Raw genomic sequence first — 16,837 nt, forward strand, 5'->3', positions numbered from 1 at the left:
GTGGTCAGCAGTCGACCTCGCGGTCGGCCGTTGACATGTTATCAGTCGATAACTACCTTGGGAGCGGTGAAGTTATCAGTGGATAACAACTAAGGAGTCGCGCAATGACCAGCGCACCCGTGCTCGACGGTGCCGGGCCACCCGCGCCGGAACGCCCGGCCGGCACCGGCCGCCCACTGGCTGCCGTACTCGCGGCGGTCGGCATCCCGATGTTCATGGTCACCCTGGACAACCTGGTGGTGACCACGGCGCTGCCGGTGATCAGGACCGAACTCGGCGCCTCCCTGACCGACCTGCAATGGTTCGTCAACGCCTACACGCTGCCGTTCGCCGCGCTGCTGCTCACCGCCGCCGCGCTCGGCGACCGGGTCGGCCGGCGCCGGCTCTTCCTCGCCGGGATCGCGCTGTTCACCCTCGCCTCCGCCGCCTGCGCCCTGGCCACCGAGCCGTGGATGCTCACCGCCGCCCGAGCGGTACAGGGCATGGCCGGCGCGGCCGTGATGCCGCTGTCGCTCACCCTGCTCGCCGCCGCCGTACCCGACCGGCTCCGCGACGCCGCGATCGGCATCTGGGGCGGGATCAGCGGACTCGGCGTCGCGGTCGGCCCGGTGGTCGGCGGCGCGGTCGTCGAGGGACTCGACTGGACCTGGATCTTCTGGCTGAACGTGCCGGTCGGACTGCTCGCCCTGGTACTGGCCGCGACCGTGCTGCGGGAGTCGCACGGGCCGGCGTCCCGGCTGGACCCGGTCGGGCTGGTCCTCTCCACCACCGGGGTACTCGCGCTGGTCTGGGGAGTCGTGCACGGGCAGGAGCACGGCTGGACCTCCGGCCGGGTGCTGGCCGCGCTGATCGGTGGCGGTGTGCTGCTCGGCGCGTTCCTCGGCTGGGAGAGCCGGACCCCGCAGCCGATGCTTCCGCTTCGACTGTTCCGGTCCCGCGCCTTCAGCGTGGTGAACGTGGTGGCGTTCACCTTCTCCGTCGGCGTCTTCGGCTCGGTCTTCCTGCTGGCACAGTTCTTCCAGGTGGCCCAGGGGCACAGCCCGCTCGACGCCGGCATCCGGACGATGCCGTGGACCATGGCGCCGATGGTGGTCGCCCCGCTGGCCGGACTGCTGGTCGGCCGGCTCGGCGTGCGTACCCTGGTCGTCGCCGGGCAGGCGATGCTGGCCGTCGCACTCGGCTGGCTCGCGCTGGTCAGCACCGCCGACGTCGACTACGCCGCGCTGGCCGTACCGCTGGCGCTGGCCGGGGTCGGCATGGGCCTGACCTTCGCACCGATGAGCACCGCCACCATGGCCAGCGTGCCCGAGGAATCCCGTGGGGTCGCCTCCGGCACCAACAACACCGTCCGGGAACTCGGGGTGGCCGTCGGGGTGGCCGTACTCGCCTCGGTCTTCGCCGCCAACGGCGACTACACCAGCCGTACGTCCTTCGTGGACGGTCTCACCCCGGCCGTCCTGGTCGGCGCGGTGGTCGTGGCCGTCGGCGCCCTCATCGCCCTCCTCCTCCCCCGGCGCCGACCCTGATGATCGCGTAGCGTCCGGCTCGCCCTGGCCGGCCGGACGCTACGCGATGCCGGAAGACCCTCTGGGGGTTTTCCACAGGGGGGTGTGCGGGGGTGGCGGGGGTGGTGGTGGGTGGGCAGGGTCGGTGGGCATGTTCGAGGAGTTGGTTCGTCGGCAGCACGGGGTGCTGAGCCGGCAGCAGGCGTACGCGTGCGGGCTGACGAAGGCGCAGGTCGAGCACCGGGTGCGTACCGGTCGCTGGCGGCCGATGGCCGGCCGGGTCTTCGCCACCTTCTCCGGCCCTCCACCCCGGGCGGCCGTGCTCTGGGCCGCACTCCTGCGCGCCGGCCGGGACGCGATGCTGAGCCACCAGACCGCAGCCGAGTTGCAGGGCCTGACCGACCAGCGCCATCCCGCCGTGCACCTCACTCTCCCGGTCGACCGGCGGATACGGCGGATCGCCGGCGTGGTCGTACACCTGAGCAGCACGGCGGAGGCGGCCCGGCATCCGACCCGGTCGCTCCCGCAGACCCGGGTCGAGGAGACGGTGCTGGACCTGACTCAGCAGGCCGGCAGCCTGGACGAGGCACTGGGCTGGCTGGCCCGGGCGATCGGACGCCGGCTGACCCGGCCGCACCTGATCGCCGGGGCGATGCGGCGGCGGGCGAGGCGGCGCTCGCCGACGTCGCGGACGGCTGCCACTCGCTGCTGGAACTGCGCTACCTGCGGTACGTCGAACGGGCCCACGGCCTGCCGGCCGGCGTCCGGCAGGTTGCCCGCGCCCGTCGCGGCGGCCGATGGTACGACGACGTGCGCTATCCCGGCTACCGCGTCCGGGTGGAGTTGGACGGCCGGGCCGCGCATCCGGCCGAGCGGCGCTGGCGGGACGCACAGCGGGACAACGCGGCGGCGGTCGACGGCGAGACCACCCTCCGGTACGGCTGGACGGACACCACCGAGAACCCCTGCCACGTCGCCCGCCAGATCGCCAACGTCCTCCGCCACAACGGCTGGCGAGCCTCCCCCCACCCCTGCGGCCCCACCTGCCGGCTCACCGACCCGTGATCACGTAGCGTCCGGCTCGCCCTGGCCGGCCGGACGCTACGTGATCAGGAAGAGCGGTCTGTGCGGAGGCGGCGGAAGGGGGTTAGGCGGGTGGAGAGGCTGGTCAGGCCGCCGGGGAAGAAGTAGACCGCCAGGATGAAGACCGTGCCGAGCACGAAGAGCGGCTGCGACAGCGGCCCACTCAGCACGCCGGGCAGCGACTCCACCGCCGACGAGGTGCCGAACGCGGTCAACCGGTGGTCGAGATACATGTAGAGCACGCCGCCGAGTACCGGCCCCCAGCGGGTACCCGGCCCGCCCAGCACCACCATGACCAGCAGCGACAGCGTCAACTCGGACGAGGTCACGTGCGGCGAGGCGCCGCCGACCAGCAGGCAGTAGATCGCCCCACCGGCGGTGGCGAGCCCGCCGGCCAGGGTGAAGGCGAGCAGCTTGAACCGGTACGGGTCGAGCCCGAGTACCCCGATCCGGCGCTCGTCGTCGCGCAGTCCGGCGAGTACCCGACCGGTCGGCGAGCCGGCTACCCGGTGCACCACGAAGACGACCAGGGCAAGATAGGCCAGCGCCAGCCAGTACAGGTTGACCGTGTTGCCGACTCCGACCAGCATCGCCGGCAGGCCGGAGACGTCCAGCGACAGCCCCTCCTCGCCACCGGTGAGCCCGCCGAAGTCCCGGGCCACCAGGATCGCGCCGACCTGGGCGAACGCCAGGGTCACCATGGCGAAGGCGATCCCGGCGGTACGCAGCGCGACCGCGCCGAGCAGTGCGGCCAGGGTGGTGCCGCCGACCAGGGTCAGCAGCGCCGCCTGCCACAGCGGCAGACCGGCCTTGGTGACCAGGATGTCGGTGCCGTAGACGCCGGCCGCGAAGTAGAGCGCGTGCCCGAAGGAGAGCATGCCGGTCCGGCCGAACAGCAGGTCGTAGCCGGCGGCCAGCCCACCGAAGACCAGACAGATGGCCAGCAGTTGCAGCGTCCCCGGCCCGTTCAGCGGCCCGTCGAAGACCCCCGGTACGGAGACCGTCGAGTACGGCAGCACCGCGAGGACCAGCAGTACCAGCAGGGGTGACCAGGTCCGCAGGGCCGACCGCCAGTTCCGGCGGGGTACCGGCACGGAACCGGCGGTCGGCGGTGCGGCGGGCGGGTTGTCCGCCACCGCCGTCTTCAACCCGGTCGTCATCCCGGCCTCCTCGGTCCGCCCCTGCACGTCGGAACCCGCCCGGTGGAGGCGGCCCGTCTCCTCGGTCCGCCCAGTCACGCCGTCGCCGCGCACGCCGTCGCCGGTCACGCCGTCGCCGCCGCTCACGCCGGCCCCACCGGTCACCTCGTCGCCGCCGGTCACGTCGTCGCCGCCCGTCCGGCGATGCCCTGCGGGCGGAGCAGCAGCACGATCGCCAGCAGCGCGACCACGCAGATGTCTCCGGCACCCGAAGTTCCGTAGTAGTTGACGAACTGCTGGAGCAGGCCGACCGCGACAGCGGCGTACGCGGAGCCGACCACCGAACCCATCCCGCCGATCACCACCACGATGAAGGCGAAGATCAGCAGCGAGCCGCCCTGGCTCGGCGAAACGGAGCCGAAGTAGACCCCGCCGAGCGCGCCGGCCAGCGCGGCAGCCGCCCCGCCGATCGCGAAGACCAGGGTGAACGCCTTCCGGACGTCGATGCCGAGCGCGGTGACCATCTCCCGGTTCTCCACCCCGGCCCGGATCACCAGGCCGTACCGGGTGTAGCGGAGGAAGCCGAGCAGGGCGGCCAGCACCAGTACGGCGGCAAGGATCAGCAGGATGCCGGAGTTCGGCACCTTGGCACCGAGTACCGGGGTGACCCGCTGGGTCCAGTCCGGGCGCGGGAACGGACGTGGGTCCGCACCCCAGGTGGCCTGGAGCAGCGCCACCCCGGCCAGCGAGAGCCCGACCGTGACCAGCACCTGTTCGATGGTGCGGGAGTAGAGCGGGCGGATCATGACCAGTTCGACCGCCATCCCCACCACCGCACCGGCGGCGACACCGAACGCGACCGCGAGCACGAAACCGAACCCTGACGGGCCGGCACCGGGCAGGTTCCCCGCCGCCCACCAGGTGGCGTACGCCCCGACGGAGAGGAACAGCCCGTGCGCGAAGTTGAGCACGTCGGCCAGCCCGAACACCAGGGAGAGCCCGGAGGCGACCAGGAAGTAGAGCGCGGCCAGTCCCAGCCCGGTCAGCGTCAGCAGCACGATGGTGCTCATCCGGCCGACACCTCCCGGTCGACCGGCGCCGACTCGGCGGGCACCGGCTGCGACACACCTGCGGTAGCCGCAGGGGCGTGCGGCTCGCCGGCCACGCCGACGCCGAGCAGGGATCTGGTCAACTCCGCCTCCCGCAGCAGTTCGTCGGCGGCGCCGGACCAGGCGACCCGGCCGGCGGCCAGCACCACCGCGTCGTCGGCCAGCCGGCGTACCACCGCGAGGTTCTGTTCGACCAGCAGCACCGGCACGGCGACCGCGACCCGCTCCAGCACCTCGGCCACCTCGGTGACCACCTTCGGCGCCAGCCCCTTGGTCGGCTCGTCGACCAGCAGCAGCCGGTTGTCGTTGAGCAGCACCCGGCCGATCGCCAGCATCTGCTGCTGACCGCCGGAGAGCGAGCCGGCCCGCTGCCGTCCGCGCCGCTTCAGCTCGGGAAACAGTTCAAAAACCCGGTCGTACGCCGGAACGCCGCCGCGCCGCTCGGCGAGCCGCAGGTTCTCCGTCACGGTGAGGCCGGCGAAGACGCACCGGTCCTCGGGTACGTAGCCGAGACCGTCCCGGACCAGCCGGTGGGTCGGCTCGCCGGCCAGCGAACGGTCGCCGAGGCGCACCGTGCCGCGTACCTCGCCGCCGCGCGGAGTCAGCCCGAGGATCGCCCGCAGTGTCGTGGTCTTGCCGACGCCGTTGCGGCCGAGCAGCACGGTCACCCCGCTCGGCGCGACGGTGAACGAGACCCCTTGCAGGATGTGCAGCCCGGCGATCCGTACCGAAAGGTCGGCAACGGTCAGGATCGGAGTCTCACTCATAGGGACTCACCTAGGTATGCCTCCTGCACCACCGGGTTGGCCATCACGGTCGCCGGGACGTCACAGGCGAGCAGCGCACCGTGGTGCATCACGGCGATCCGGTCGGCGAGCCCGAGGATCACGTCCATGTGGTGTTCCACCATGAGTACGGCCCGGCCACTGTCGCCGGTCAACGACCGGATCACCGCCACCAGCTCCGGTACGTCCTCGGCGCTCACCCCGGCCATCGGCTCGTCGAGCAGCATCACCCTCGGCTCGCCGGCCAGCAGCAGCGCGATCTCCAGCTTCCGCTTCTCGCCGTGTGCGAGGGTGCCGGCCAGCGCCTCGGCCCGGTGGGTGAGGCCGACCCGGTCCAGTGCCGCGTCGGCGGCGGCGACCACCTCCCGGTCGGCCGCCGCCCGCCGCCACAGTTTCATCGAGCCACCCCGGTGCGCCTGCACGGCCAACCGGACGTTCTCCCGCACGCTCAGCGAGCCGAAGACCGAGGACGCCTGGAACGTCCGGCCCAGCCCGAGCCGGGCCCGCTTGTACGGCGGCAGCGTGCTGATGTCCGTACCGTCCAGCAGTACCTGGCCGGCAGTGGGCCGGCGCAGGCCGGAGACCAGGTTGAACAGCGAGGTCTTGCCGGCGCCGTTGGGGCCGATCACCCCGAGGAACTCCCCGGGTGCCAGCGCCAGGTCGACCCGGTCGACGATGGCGACCTCGCCGATCCGCCAGGTCAGATCGCGGGTGGCGAGCACACCTCAGCCCTTCATCGTTCCGGCCGGCGGCGCCGTCTCGTCCGGGGTGAGCACCTTCTGCGACTCCGCCTTCATCGCGTCGCCGGTGCCGCTGAGCTTGGCCTGGAACATCGGCTGGAGCAGCGCGTGGTCCTCGGCGCGGACCGTCATCTTGCCCTTGATCCCGTCGAAGCTCCAGCCCTCCAGCGCGGTGACCATCTTGTCGACGTCGTCGCCGCCCTCCTGCACCGCCCGGACGATCATCTGGGCCGCGGCGAACCCGTCCGGGTGGAACAGGTCCAGCACCCCGCCCGGTACGGCCTGCTTGGCCGCCTGCGCGGCCGGGTTGTCGGCGGCGCCGTCGAAGAAGTGCGACAGGAAGGAGATCTTGGTGCCGGCCGCGCCGAACGTCGGCCAGGAGGCCCGGATGTCCAGCCCGGTGACCACGGTGGTGGAGCTGAGTACGCCCTGCTGGTCGAGGGTCTGCCACATCGCCGGGGCGGTGGTGCCGGCCCAGGCCACGAAGAGCAGGTCCGGCTTGGCCGCCGTCAACTGGCTGGCGAACGGGGTGAAGTCGGTGGCGCTGGCCGGGGCGAGCACGCTGCTCACGGTGGCACCGGCACCGCCGATGACCGCCTTGACCGCCGCCTCGTTGCTCTTGCCGAACGCGCTGTCCTGGGCGAAGACCACGACCTTCTTGCCGGCCGCGTCGCCGATGAACGACTTCGCGGTCTGCACGTCCTGGTACGACTGCCGCCCGGACCGGAAGGTGTACTTGTTGACCCCGGTCGCGCCGTCGGTGGCGGCCGGCCCGGAGATGAAGAGCACCTTGTTCTGCGCGGCGATCGGGGCGACCTGGAGGGCGACGCCGGAGGCCGTCGAGCCGGCGAGGATCTTGTGGCCCTTGCCGATCAGGTCCTTCGCCGCCGAGACCGCCTTCGCGGGGTCGCCCGCGTCGTCGACCTCGGTCACCTCGACCGTACGCTCACCGATCTTGTTGGTGCCGTTCGTGGCGTACGCCAGCCCGGCCCGGAAGCCCTCGATGTACTGCTTGCCGTAGCTGGCCAGCGCCCCCGACTGGGAGTAGACCAGGCCGACCTTGACCGGGGCGGCACTGTCGCCACCGCCCTCGGCGGTGTCCTGCGGGCTGCCGCAGGCGGTCGCGGCGAGCGCCCCTGCCAGCAGCGTGGCGGCGGTGACCAGTACCCGCCGCGTCGTCCGGACCGTCATCATCGCTCCACGTGAGGCCGAGTTGGGAGAAGCATTGTCGGCCCACGGTAGGGGTGACGTCACCCACGTGCTATGTGGCTGAAACCCACAAGTAACCGGCAGAGGATGGCCGGCGCAGACAGGCTCCCGGCGGGTACCCGATCGACCCGCCCGAGCCGGTCCGGGCCCCTGGCCGTGCTCGCGGCCCCGGCCGGTGCGGTCCTCGTCCTCGGGGTCCCGGGTGTCGGAGTCCCGGGCCTCCTAGCCGTGGCCGTGCTTGGGCTTCGGCGCCTTGGGCTTGCCCGGTCCCGGACCGGGTCCCTTGTCCTTCGGTCCGGACTCGGCGCCGGGACCGGTGTTCCCGGCGGGCCGGGCCAGCCGGTCCGACTGGGACTGGGACTGGGTCGCCGGGGTCTGCGGAGTCGTCATCCCGACCTCGGCGCCGGCCGCCGCGCCGCCGGTCTCGCCGGTCTCGCCGGTCTCGCCGGGCACCCCGGAGACCCGGGCCGCGCAGGCGGTCTCGCCGAGCCGGAACTCGACCGGCAGCGGGTTGCTGCCGGCGTGGCTGCCGACCAGCCCGAATCGGACGGCACCGCCGGCCGGCAGCGCCGTCTCGGACCCGGCGGGTCGGAGCAGCACGTCGCGGCCCTGCTGCCGGGACTCCGGCGACGGGTCCCGGGTGAGCATCTGCTCGCCCGGAAACGTGAAGCGCAGCGTCCAGTCCCGCACCGCCGCGGCGCCGAGGTTGGTCACGGTGACGTCGGCCTGGAACGACCGGCCGGTGTCCGCGCGCAGCACGTAGTCGACGCGGCAGGAGGCCGAGCCGCCCATCGCCAGGTTCGTCGCCGCGTTCGCCCCGGCGGGCGTCACCGAGCCGTCGCCGGTACCCGCCCAGACCGCCCCGCTGACCGCGAGCAGTCCGACGCCGACCGCCGCGACCCGGACCCGGTTGCCGAGCACGGCCGGGGACCAGCGGCGCCGGCCGGGCAGCGGCAGCGGCCCGGTCGCCGGGCCGGGCAGGATCGCGGTCTCCGAGTTCGCCGACGTGGCCGGACGGGAGCGCACCGGTGCCGGCTCGGCAGTGTCGGCCGGCCCCGGCTGACCGGCCGCCACCGGCAGCACCACCCCGGCCGCCCGGGCCAGCGTACGGGCGAGTTCGCCACTTCCCGGCCGCTCCTCCGGTGCCTTCGCGAGGCAGCGGAGAACTGTCGACGCCACCTCGTCCGGCAGCCCGGGTACCGGTGGCAGCGGTGCCGGCTCGGCGTAGAGGTGCGCCCGCAGCACCTGGGTACGGGTCGACGCCTGCCACGGCATCCGGCCGGTCAGCGTCCGGTAGAGCAGCAGGCCGAGCGCGTACACGTCGGTGGCGGGACAGACCTCGCCCTGGTTCAGCCGCTCCGGGGCGACGTACGCGGGCGTGCCGTACAGCCCGCCCTCGCCGTCGCCGTCCCGTTCGCCGACCAGCGCCGAGATCCCGAAGTCGACGACCTTGGCACCCATCGCGGCGAGCATGACGTTGCCGGGAGTGATGTCCCGGTGCACGACGCCCCGGGCGTGTGCGCTGGCCAGCGCGCTGGCCACCTGGGCGCCGAGCACCACCCCGTCCCACCAGGGCAGCGGACCCTCCCGGTCGAGCCAGCTCGCCAGCGACTCGCCGTCGATCAGCTCCATCACCACGTACGGCACGGTCCGGCCGTACCGGATCGACTCGCCATAGTCGTAGACGCCGGTGATGTGCGGGTGGCAGAGCCGGGCGGCGGCCCGGGCCTCGGTCCGGAGCCGGTCCCGGAAACTCCGGTCGGCGCTCAGCCGGGGGGCGAGCATCTTCACCGCCACCGGCCGGCCGAGCACCTCGTCGTGGCCGCGCCAGACCACCGACATGCCGCCCTCGCCGAGTTCCTCGACCAGCCGATAGCGGTCACCGACCAACTCCGTGCCGTGCCGCTCCGCCCCCACCCACCTGCCCCACCCGGTCATGGGAAACTCTGTTGCCCCGACCGGGCCGGACTACACCTCTCGGAACCGATTCGTCTTCATCAGTATTCGGCCGGAACCCCGCCGTCCGTGCCCCGGGGTCGGCCGGGGCGGCGGTCAGGCGGGTGGCGAGCCGGCGGTCAGGCGGTGGCGAGCAGTTGGTCGACCGGGGCGTACTCGTCGGTCAGCACGATCGCGTCGTCGACGAACTCGTCGAGCGCGGTGCCGGAGAGCACGGTGACCGGACCGTCCGCCGAGGTGATCAGGCGTTCGCGTACCGGCTCCAGCGGCAGCGGCCGGTCGGAGGCGAGGATGACGAAGTTCGCCCCCTGTGAGCCGGCCAGCGCGGCCGGCGGGGCGATCAGTGCGACGTGCGGGAACTCGGCCGCCACGGTGGCCACCTCGGAGCGGATGAAGCGCAGCGGCGGGTGGTCGATCACGTTCTGCGCGTAGATCCCGCCGGGTCGGATCACCCGGCGGACCTCGGCGGCCATCTCCCGGGTCGCCAGGTGCCAGGGCACCACCAGGTGCCCGAACGCGTCCCCAACCACCAGGTCGGCGCTCTGCGCGGGCCGCTCCCCGATCAGCATCCGGGCGTCGCCGACCCGCGCCCGCAGCTCCGGACCGGTCTGTACGTCCAGTTCGCGGCGGCCCAGCTCGACCAGCCCGCCGTCGATCTCGTAGACCTCGTTGCGGGTGCCGGGCCGGGTCGCGGTCAGGTAGCGCGGCATCGTGAAACCGCCACCCCCGAGGTGTACGGCCTGAAGCGGCGCCCGGGGCGGCGCCATCATGTCGGCGACCGCACCGATCCACTGCGTGTACTCGAACTCCAGGTGCTGCGGGTCGGCCAGGTCCACGTAGGAGTGCCAGGCCGAGTTGAGCACCAGCAGCCGCCCGGTGGAGTTGTCCGGATCCGCCTCGACCGAGGCGCAGTGGTACGCCGTCTCCACGTCGCACGGTGTCGGCGCGACAGCGGAGAGCGAGGCACCGGCCAGGCCGAGTACGGCCGCCGCGGCGGTGACCCGGGACGGCTTCGGCAGCGTGTCCCGGGACTGCCGGCGCAGGTAGACCGCGAGCACCAGGCCGGTCGCGCCGAGCAGCACCGCCAGGCTGATGATGATCGCGGTACTCGGCAGGGCGGCGACCAGCACGAATCCGGTACCGAGGGTGGCGGTGATCGCACCCAGCGTGCCGATGCTGGAGAGCCGGCCGACCACCTGGCCGGTCTGCCGCAGGTCGGCGAGTTGCAGCTTGACCACCAACGGGGTGATCGAGGCGAGCAGTGCCGCCGGCAGGAAGATCGCCAGCGCGGTGAGCAGCAGGATGCCGACGGCCGCTCCGCCGCGCAGCACCTCACCGGCGTACCGGACGATCGGCAGGGTCAGCGCGGTGCAGATGCCGGCGAGTACCAGCGCCGGGGCGAGCAGCCGGCGCGGGTCACGGCGGTCGGCGAGCCAGCCGCCGATCCAGGCGCCGTACGCGATCGCGGCCAGCGCCACCCCGATCACCGAACTGGTGACCTGGAGGGTGACCCCGACGTACGGCCCGACCAGCCGGAGCGACGCCGTCTCCAGGACCAGTACGGCGCCGCTGGCGACGAAGACCAGGGTGGCCGCCAGGCCGGTCGGCAGGGCTCGGGCCGGTGGCCCGGCCGGCTCGTCCGCGACGGTGGCGGTGTCCGCCGCCTCGGGTGGTGAAGAGTCCATCGCAGCGATGGTACGCATCCGCCCGGCGGCCCCGGGCTACAACATCGACAGGTGAACGTGGTTCGTGTGGTCGGAGGCCGGATCGCCGTTGCCGTTGTACGCCCGCCACCCGTTGCCGGGCATCCAGATCTGCCTGTACCAGATCACGTAGAGCACGCCGAGCCGGTCGGCGTTCTTGACGTAGAACGCGGCGAGGTTGTTGCCGTAGGTGCGGTCGCCGCCGCTCGCGTCGACGTTCTCGAAGCCACCCGGTGCGGCCGAGAAGTCGCAGGCGCGGCCCTTGGGGTGCTCACCGCCGCCACCGCTGCGGTGGCAGGACGAGTGCCGCTTGAAGTTGTTGGCCTTGGCTTGGTTCAGCGCGTGCAGGGTGCGCGGGGTGATGCAGCCGCTGCCGGTGGTCGGGTCGTCGATGCTGCACGACTCCTTGGGCCAGGAGCCGTCGGAGTTGCGCGGCGCGGGCTTGGCCAGCGGCGAGTTGGCGCTGATCAGGCCGCCGCTCGGGTTGCCGCCGACGGACGCGAGGGCCTTTTCGGCGTCCTTCTTCTTCTTGGCGATGACCTCGACCTGGCGCTGCTGCTCGCGGACCTCGGCGTCGATAGCGTTCTTGGCCCGGGTGGCCTCGTCGAGCGACTCGGCGAGTTCGCGGAGCTTCCGGTCGTCGCGCTGGGCCATCATCTCCAGCCCGGCCGCCTTCTCCACGAACGACTGCGGGGAGGCGCTGTTCAGCAGGGCCGAGATCGGGCTGAGCCGGCCCCGGCGGTAGGTCTCGGCGGCGATCACCCCCACCTCCTGGGTGAGGGTGGCGACCCGGGCCTGCACCTGCTTGAGCTGCCCGCCGAGCTGGGTCTGCCGCTTCTTGGAGCTGTTCAGCTTGGCGGTCGCCTCGATGTGCCCCTTCGAGGCCGACTCCAGCGCGTCCCGGAGCTTCTTGGTGCCACCCTCGTCGCCCGGCGAACTGGGCGCGGCGACCGCCGGAGCGGCGGTCGTGCCGACCAGGGCGGTGGGGGTCATGACGAGCAGCGTGGCGGCGACGAGCAGCGCCGTGAACCGGCGTGGGCCCTGCGGCCGGACGATGGCCGTTCTGCGCACGAAAGCCGTTCCTTCCGTAGGCCGCCGACCCCGGAGGATCCACAGTGACCATTCGGCGGCGGCCACCGTCGGCACCCTCGACGGTGCCACCTGGCGGAGACCGCCGGTCAGCCTACCCGAACCGGGCCGCGCTGTCGGCCCAGCTACGACGTACCGCGATATCACAAGAAAGGGCTATATGGCAGGCAAACAGACTTATTACCGCCAAGTCAGGGGGTGGCCAGCAGGGTGGCGTGCACCGTCTCCCAGATCGACTCGTTGGCCGCGACCAGCAGGCCGGCCCGGGTGTCGGCCGGGTCGTAGGCGGTCCCGTCGAGCCGCCGGACCACCCCGCCGGCCGCCTCGACCAGCAGCGCGCCCGGGGCGTGGTCCCAGGGCAGGGTCCGCCAGAAGATCGCGAAATGCTGTCGGTTCTCCACCAGATCCGCGTATTCCTGACCGGCGCAGTGTTGGCCGGGCAGCACCGCACCGATCCGCCCCTCGCCGGCCGCCACCCGGGCGCGCAGTTCCGGCGGCAGGAACCGGGTCGCCACCACACCGCGCAGCGACTCCGCCGCCAGCGGTTCACCGGTCGTCCGCACCGGCTCCCCGTCCCGGTACGCCCCGTCCCCGGCCCGCGCGACCAGCAGCCGGTCCGCCATCGGGTCGAGAATCCAGGCCGCCTCCGTACGCCCGGACCGGCGCCGCGCCGCCATCACCGCGAACGGCTCCCGCCCGGCCGCGAAGTTCGCCGTACCGTCCAACGGGTCGACCAGCCACACCTCGGCCGGCCCGACCAGCCGGTCCAGTACGGCCGGGTCGGCGGCCACCCCCTCCTCGCCGACCACCTCGGAATCCGGCCGGAGCTGGCGCAGCCCGGCCGTGATGATCTCCTCGGCCCGCTGGTCGGCCACCGTCACCACCTCACCGGGAGCCTTCTCCGCCACGTCGGCGTCGGCGAGGTGCCGGAACATCGGCAGGATGGCGTCGGCGGCGGCCCGGCGCAGCAGCGCGCCGACCTCCTCGACCAGCAACGACTCGGGGTCAGCCACGCGGCGGAAGCTTCACGACGCTGACGAAGAACTCGTCGATCTGCCGTACCACCGAGATGAAGCGCTCGAAGTCGACCGGCTTCGTCACGTACGCGTTGGCGTGCAACTGGTAGCTGCGCAGGATGTCCTCGTCGGCCTGGGAGGTGGTGAGTACCACCACCGGGATCCGGCAGAGCTGTTCGTCGCGCTTGATCTCGGCCAGCACCTCCCGGCCGTCCCGCCGGGGAAGGTTGAGGTCGAGCAGGATCAGGTCCGGCGGTACGGCGTCGGCGTACTCGCCCTCGCGGCGCAGGTAGGCCAGCGCCGCGGCGCCGTCGGAGACCACGGTGAGCCGGTTGCGCAGCTTGTGCTCCTCGAACGCCTCCTGCGTCATCAGCACGTCGCCGGGGTCGTCCTCGACCAGCAGCACCTCGATCGGGCTCCTGCCGTCCGCCGGTGCCGTCATCGGCCCCTCCTCGTCGCTCCACTCATCCGTCACACAGTCTCCTTCATGTCACCGGCCGGCCGGGCCGACTCCCCCGGCGGTGTGGCGTCGGCCTCGGTCCCGGCCTGAGCACCCGGAACAGCGGTGGCCGGCCCGTCCCCCTCGGCCCCGGACGCCACCGGCGGCTCCGCCGGCTCCCGCAGCTCCGGCGGTACGGGCAGGGTGAACCGGATCATCGTGCCCTCGGTCACCGCGTCCGGATCGACCCAGACCCGGCCACCGTGGTACTCGACGATCTTCTTGACGATGGCCAGCCCGATGCCGGTACCCGGATAGGCGTCCTTGGCATGCAGCCGCTGGAAGATCACGAAGATCTTGTCGGCGAACTCCCGCTCGATCCCGATGCCGTTGTCCTGGCAACTGATCTCCCACTCGTCGCCGACCCGCCGGGCCGAGACGTGCACCCTCGGCGGGACGTCCGGCCGGCGGAACTTGAGCGAGTTGCCGACCAGGTTCGCCATCAGGTTGGTCAGCAGGGTCTCCTCGCCCCGGATGACCGGCAGGTCCGACCAGGTGAGTTCGCCGTCGACGTACCGCCGGCTGGCCTCGGTCTGCCCGGCGACGTCGGTCATCACCGCGTCCAGGTCCACGTCGGTGAAGCCGGTGGTGAGCCGACCGATCCGGGAGAACGCCAGCAGGTCGTTGATCAGGCGCTGCATCCGCTGCGCCCCGTCGACCGCGAACGCGATGTACTGGTCGGCGCGCTCGTCGAGCTTGCCCGCGTACCGGCGTTGCAGGAGCTGGCAGAAGCTCGCCACCTTGCGCAGCGGCTCCTGGAGGTCGTGCGAGGCGACGTACGCGAACTGCTCCAGGTCACGGTTGGACCGGACCAGTTCCTCGGCCTGCTTCTCCAGTTGGCTGTTGACCCACTCGATCCGCTCCCGGGCCTGCCGTACCTCGTCGAGGTCGGCGGCGATCCGGCGGCGCATCGCGTCGACGTCACCGGCCAGCGCCGCCAGCTCCGGCGGGCCGACGTGCTCGATGTCCCGCTGGTAGTCACCGGCGGCGATGTCGCGCACCTGGCCGGCCAGCGTGGTGACCGGGCCGATGACCAGCCGGTTCAGCGAGGTCAGCAGGGCGAGCCCGGCCAGCACCACCACGATCGCGGCCAGGATCAGCAGCAGTACCAGGGTGTTGCCGGTCCGGCGGGCCTGGTCGGCGACGGTGTTGCGCAGTTCCAGGATCGAGTCCTGCAACGCCTGCACCTCGCCGCGCAGTTCGGTGAAGCGGGCACTGGTCTGGGTGGTCAGGTGCGCCTGGGCGGCCTCCGGCCCGCTCCGCACGGTCAGCTCGATCGCCGGCTGGGCCACCACCTCCCGCCACTGCCGGGCGTGGTCGCGCACCGTGTGCAGTTCGCGGCGGATCTCCGGCTGGTCGTCGAGGAGGGCGTCCATCGAGGCGATCAGCGCCGCCTCCCGTTGCACGCCCTCCCGGTACGGCGCCAGGTCGGCGTCGTTGGCGGTGACGGCGTAGCCGCGTACCCCGGTCTGCTGGTCGACCAGGGCGCTGAGCAGCGCCTGGCCGTCGGTGCGCAGTGGCCCGGTCTTGGTGAGCAGGGTGTCCAGGTGGGCCCGGTTGTTGGTGGCGACCACCGCCGCGCCGACCGCCAGCAGGCCCAGCACCACTCCGACGACCACACAGAGCGCGGTGACCCTGCGACGCAGGGTCCAGTTGCTCGGCTTCCTCACCGGCCCTCCCCCCGACTGACCAGCAGCATCGCCACGTCGTCGGAGAGCGGGCCGCCGTTGTGCTCCTCGGCCCGCTCCACCAGCCAGCCCGGCAGCTCCGGCAGGGCCACCTGCCGGGCCCGGGGCTCGGCCACCAGGCCGCTCAGCCCCGGTACGTCCAGCCGGTCGTCACCGTCGCCGACCCGTCCCTCGATCAGCCCGTCCGTGTACATCAGCAGAGACCAGTCCTCGCTGTCGAAACGCAACTCGTGGGCGACCGGCGGCCGGGGCCGTACGCCGAGCAGCAGCCCGTGCGGCGCCGGCACCGGTGCCACCCGGCCGCCGGAGAGCAGCAACGGTGGCGGATGTCCGGCGAGCCGGACGGTGGCCCGGTTGCCGGCCAGGTCGAGCCGGACGGCGGCGACGGTCGCGAAGATCTCCCGCGCCGACCGCTCGCTCATCAGCACCTGCTCCAGCGCCGGCAGCACCTGCTCGTCGGGGACCCGGGCGAGCACCAGGGCGCGCCAGGCGACCCGGAGTTCGACGCCGAGCGCGGCCTCGTCCACCCCGTGCCCGCAGACGTCCCCGACGATCAGGTCGATCCGGTCCGGGCTGGTCTGCACCACGTCGTAGAAGTCGCCGCCGATCAGCGCCTCGTGCCGGCCGGGCCGGTAGAACGGCTGCACCTGCACCAGGTCGGTGTCGATCAGCGGCTGGGGCAGCAGGCCACGCTCCAGGCGGGCGGACTCGGCCTGCAACAGCTCCACCTCGCGCAGCCGCCGGGTGTTCTCGTCGGCCCGCTTGCGTTCCACCGCGTAGCGCAGCGACCGGGCCAGCAGCACCCCGTCGACCTGGCCCTTCACCAGGTAGTCCTGGGCACCCTCGGCGACGGCGCCGACGCCGAGGTGCTCGTCGGAGCGGCCGGTGAGCACGCAGACCGCGGCGCCGGTGGACATCCCGAGTACCTGGCGGAGCCCGTCCAGGCCCTGCGCGTCCGGCAGGCCGAGGTCGAGCAGTACGCAGTCGACGCCGGGAATCTGCGGGCGGGCGGCGTTCAGGCTGTTCGCGACGAGCAACTCGATGCCGGCCTCGGTCTCGGCGAGCAGCTCCCCGACCAGGAAGGCATCGGCATCGTCGTCCTCGATCAACAGCACCCGCAGCCGCTCCCGGGGCGGCAGCTTGGCGTGCCGCCCGAGCCCGCCGTGCGGATACGCCGGCGCGGGTACGACGGACGACCCGGTCACCGGGCGGCCCCCCTCCACTCCGTCACGACGCCTCCTCGCTCCGTTCCTCGCCGCCACGACCATCACGACCGGGCCGGTCGGGCACCAGGTCCCCCCGCTGGCCGGTGCCTG

At 72.7% G+C, this 16,837-nt stretch carries 14 protein-coding genes; 2 read left to right on the forward strand and 12 right to left on the reverse strand.

What is annotated here, in order from left to right:
• The first annotated feature begins 104 nt into the window (after positions 1-104).
• On the forward strand, positions 105-1,526 hold the full coding sequence (locus tag Pen02_RS23350) for a DHA2 family efflux MFS transporter permease subunit (RefSeq protein ID WP_203868182.1): 1,422 nt from the start codon (positions 105-107) through the stop codon (positions 1,524-1,526).
• Positions 1,527-2,315: 789 nt separating this feature from the next.
• Complete coding sequence (locus tag Pen02_RS23355; RefSeq protein WP_203868183.1) at positions 2,316-2,570, forward strand: putative endonuclease domain-containing protein; 255 nt, start codon at positions 2,316-2,318, stop codon at positions 2,568-2,570.
• Positions 2,571-2,614: 44 nt separating this feature from the next.
• On the opposite strand, the gene Pen02_RS23360 is transcribed toward Pen02_RS23355, so the two are convergent.
• The 12 genes from Pen02_RS23360 to Pen02_RS23415 form a co-directional block, all read right to left on the reverse strand.
• Positions 2,615-3,748 (reverse strand): branched-chain amino acid ABC transporter permease, encoded by a 1,134-nt coding sequence (locus Pen02_RS23360; RefSeq protein ID WP_203868279.1) that lies wholly within the window; start codon positions 3,746-3,748, stop codon positions 2,615-2,617.
• Positions 3,749-3,906: 158 nt separating this feature from the next.
• Positions 3,907-4,797, reverse strand: coding sequence for a branched-chain amino acid ABC transporter permease (locus tag Pen02_RS23365; protein ID WP_203868184.1), 891 nt, complete (start codon positions 4,795-4,797; stop codon positions 3,907-3,909).
• Positions 4,794-5,603, reverse strand: a complete 810-nt coding sequence (locus tag Pen02_RS23370; RefSeq protein WP_203868185.1) for an ABC transporter ATP-binding protein — start codon at positions 5,601-5,603, stop codon at positions 4,794-4,796. The genes Pen02_RS23365 and Pen02_RS23370 overlap by 4 nt, the downstream gene beginning before the upstream one ends.
• Positions 5,600-6,343, reverse strand: coding sequence for an ABC transporter ATP-binding protein (locus tag Pen02_RS23375; protein ID WP_203868186.1), 744 nt, complete (start codon positions 6,341-6,343; stop codon positions 5,600-5,602). Before Pen02_RS23375 ends, Pen02_RS23370 begins: the two co-directional genes overlap by 4 nt.
• Before the next feature lie 3 nt (positions 6,344-6,346).
• On the reverse strand, positions 6,347-7,552 hold the full coding sequence (locus tag Pen02_RS23380) for a substrate-binding domain-containing protein (RefSeq protein WP_203868187.1): 1,206 nt from the start codon (positions 7,550-7,552) through the stop codon (positions 6,347-6,349).
• A 240-nt stretch (positions 7,553-7,792) separates the two neighbouring features.
• Entirely contained in the window at positions 7,793-9,508 is a 1,716-nt protein-coding gene (locus Pen02_RS23385) for a protein kinase domain-containing protein (protein ID WP_203868188.1), read from the reverse strand.
• A 137-nt stretch (positions 9,509-9,645) separates the two neighbouring features.
• A complete protein-coding gene (locus tag Pen02_RS23390; RefSeq protein ID WP_203868189.1) occupies positions 9,646-11,211 on the reverse strand; it encodes a fused MFS/spermidine synthase in 1,566 nt (521 codons plus the stop codon).
• Between the two features lie 36 nt (positions 11,212-11,247).
• On the reverse strand, positions 11,248-12,222 hold the full coding sequence (locus Pen02_RS23395) for a coiled-coil domain-containing protein (RefSeq protein ID WP_239141158.1): 975 nt from the start codon (positions 12,220-12,222) through the stop codon (positions 11,248-11,250).
• A 287-nt stretch (positions 12,223-12,509) separates the two neighbouring features.
• Complete coding sequence (locus Pen02_RS23400; protein WP_203868190.1) at positions 12,510-13,331, reverse strand: inositol monophosphatase family protein; 822 nt, start codon at positions 13,329-13,331, stop codon at positions 12,510-12,512.
• Entirely contained in the window at positions 13,324-13,776 is a 453-nt protein-coding gene (locus Pen02_RS23405; protein WP_203868281.1) for a response regulator, read from the reverse strand. The genes Pen02_RS23400 and Pen02_RS23405 overlap by 8 nt, the downstream gene beginning before the upstream one ends.
• 29 nt (positions 13,777-13,805) lie before the next feature.
• Entirely contained in the window at positions 13,806-15,503 is a 1,698-nt protein-coding gene (locus Pen02_RS23410; protein WP_239141121.1) for a sensor histidine kinase, read from the reverse strand.
• A complete protein-coding gene (locus Pen02_RS23415) occupies positions 15,500-16,726 on the reverse strand; it encodes a PP2C family protein-serine/threonine phosphatase (protein WP_372445647.1) in 1,227 nt (408 codons plus the stop codon). Before Pen02_RS23415 ends, Pen02_RS23410 begins: the two co-directional genes overlap by 4 nt.
• Positions 16,727-16,837 lie beyond the last annotated feature (111 nt).

The sequence above is a fragment of the Plantactinospora endophytica genome (genome assembly GCF_016862915.1).
Classification (GTDB): Bacteria; Actinomycetota; Actinomycetes; order Mycobacteriales; family Micromonosporaceae; genus Plantactinospora; species Plantactinospora endophytica.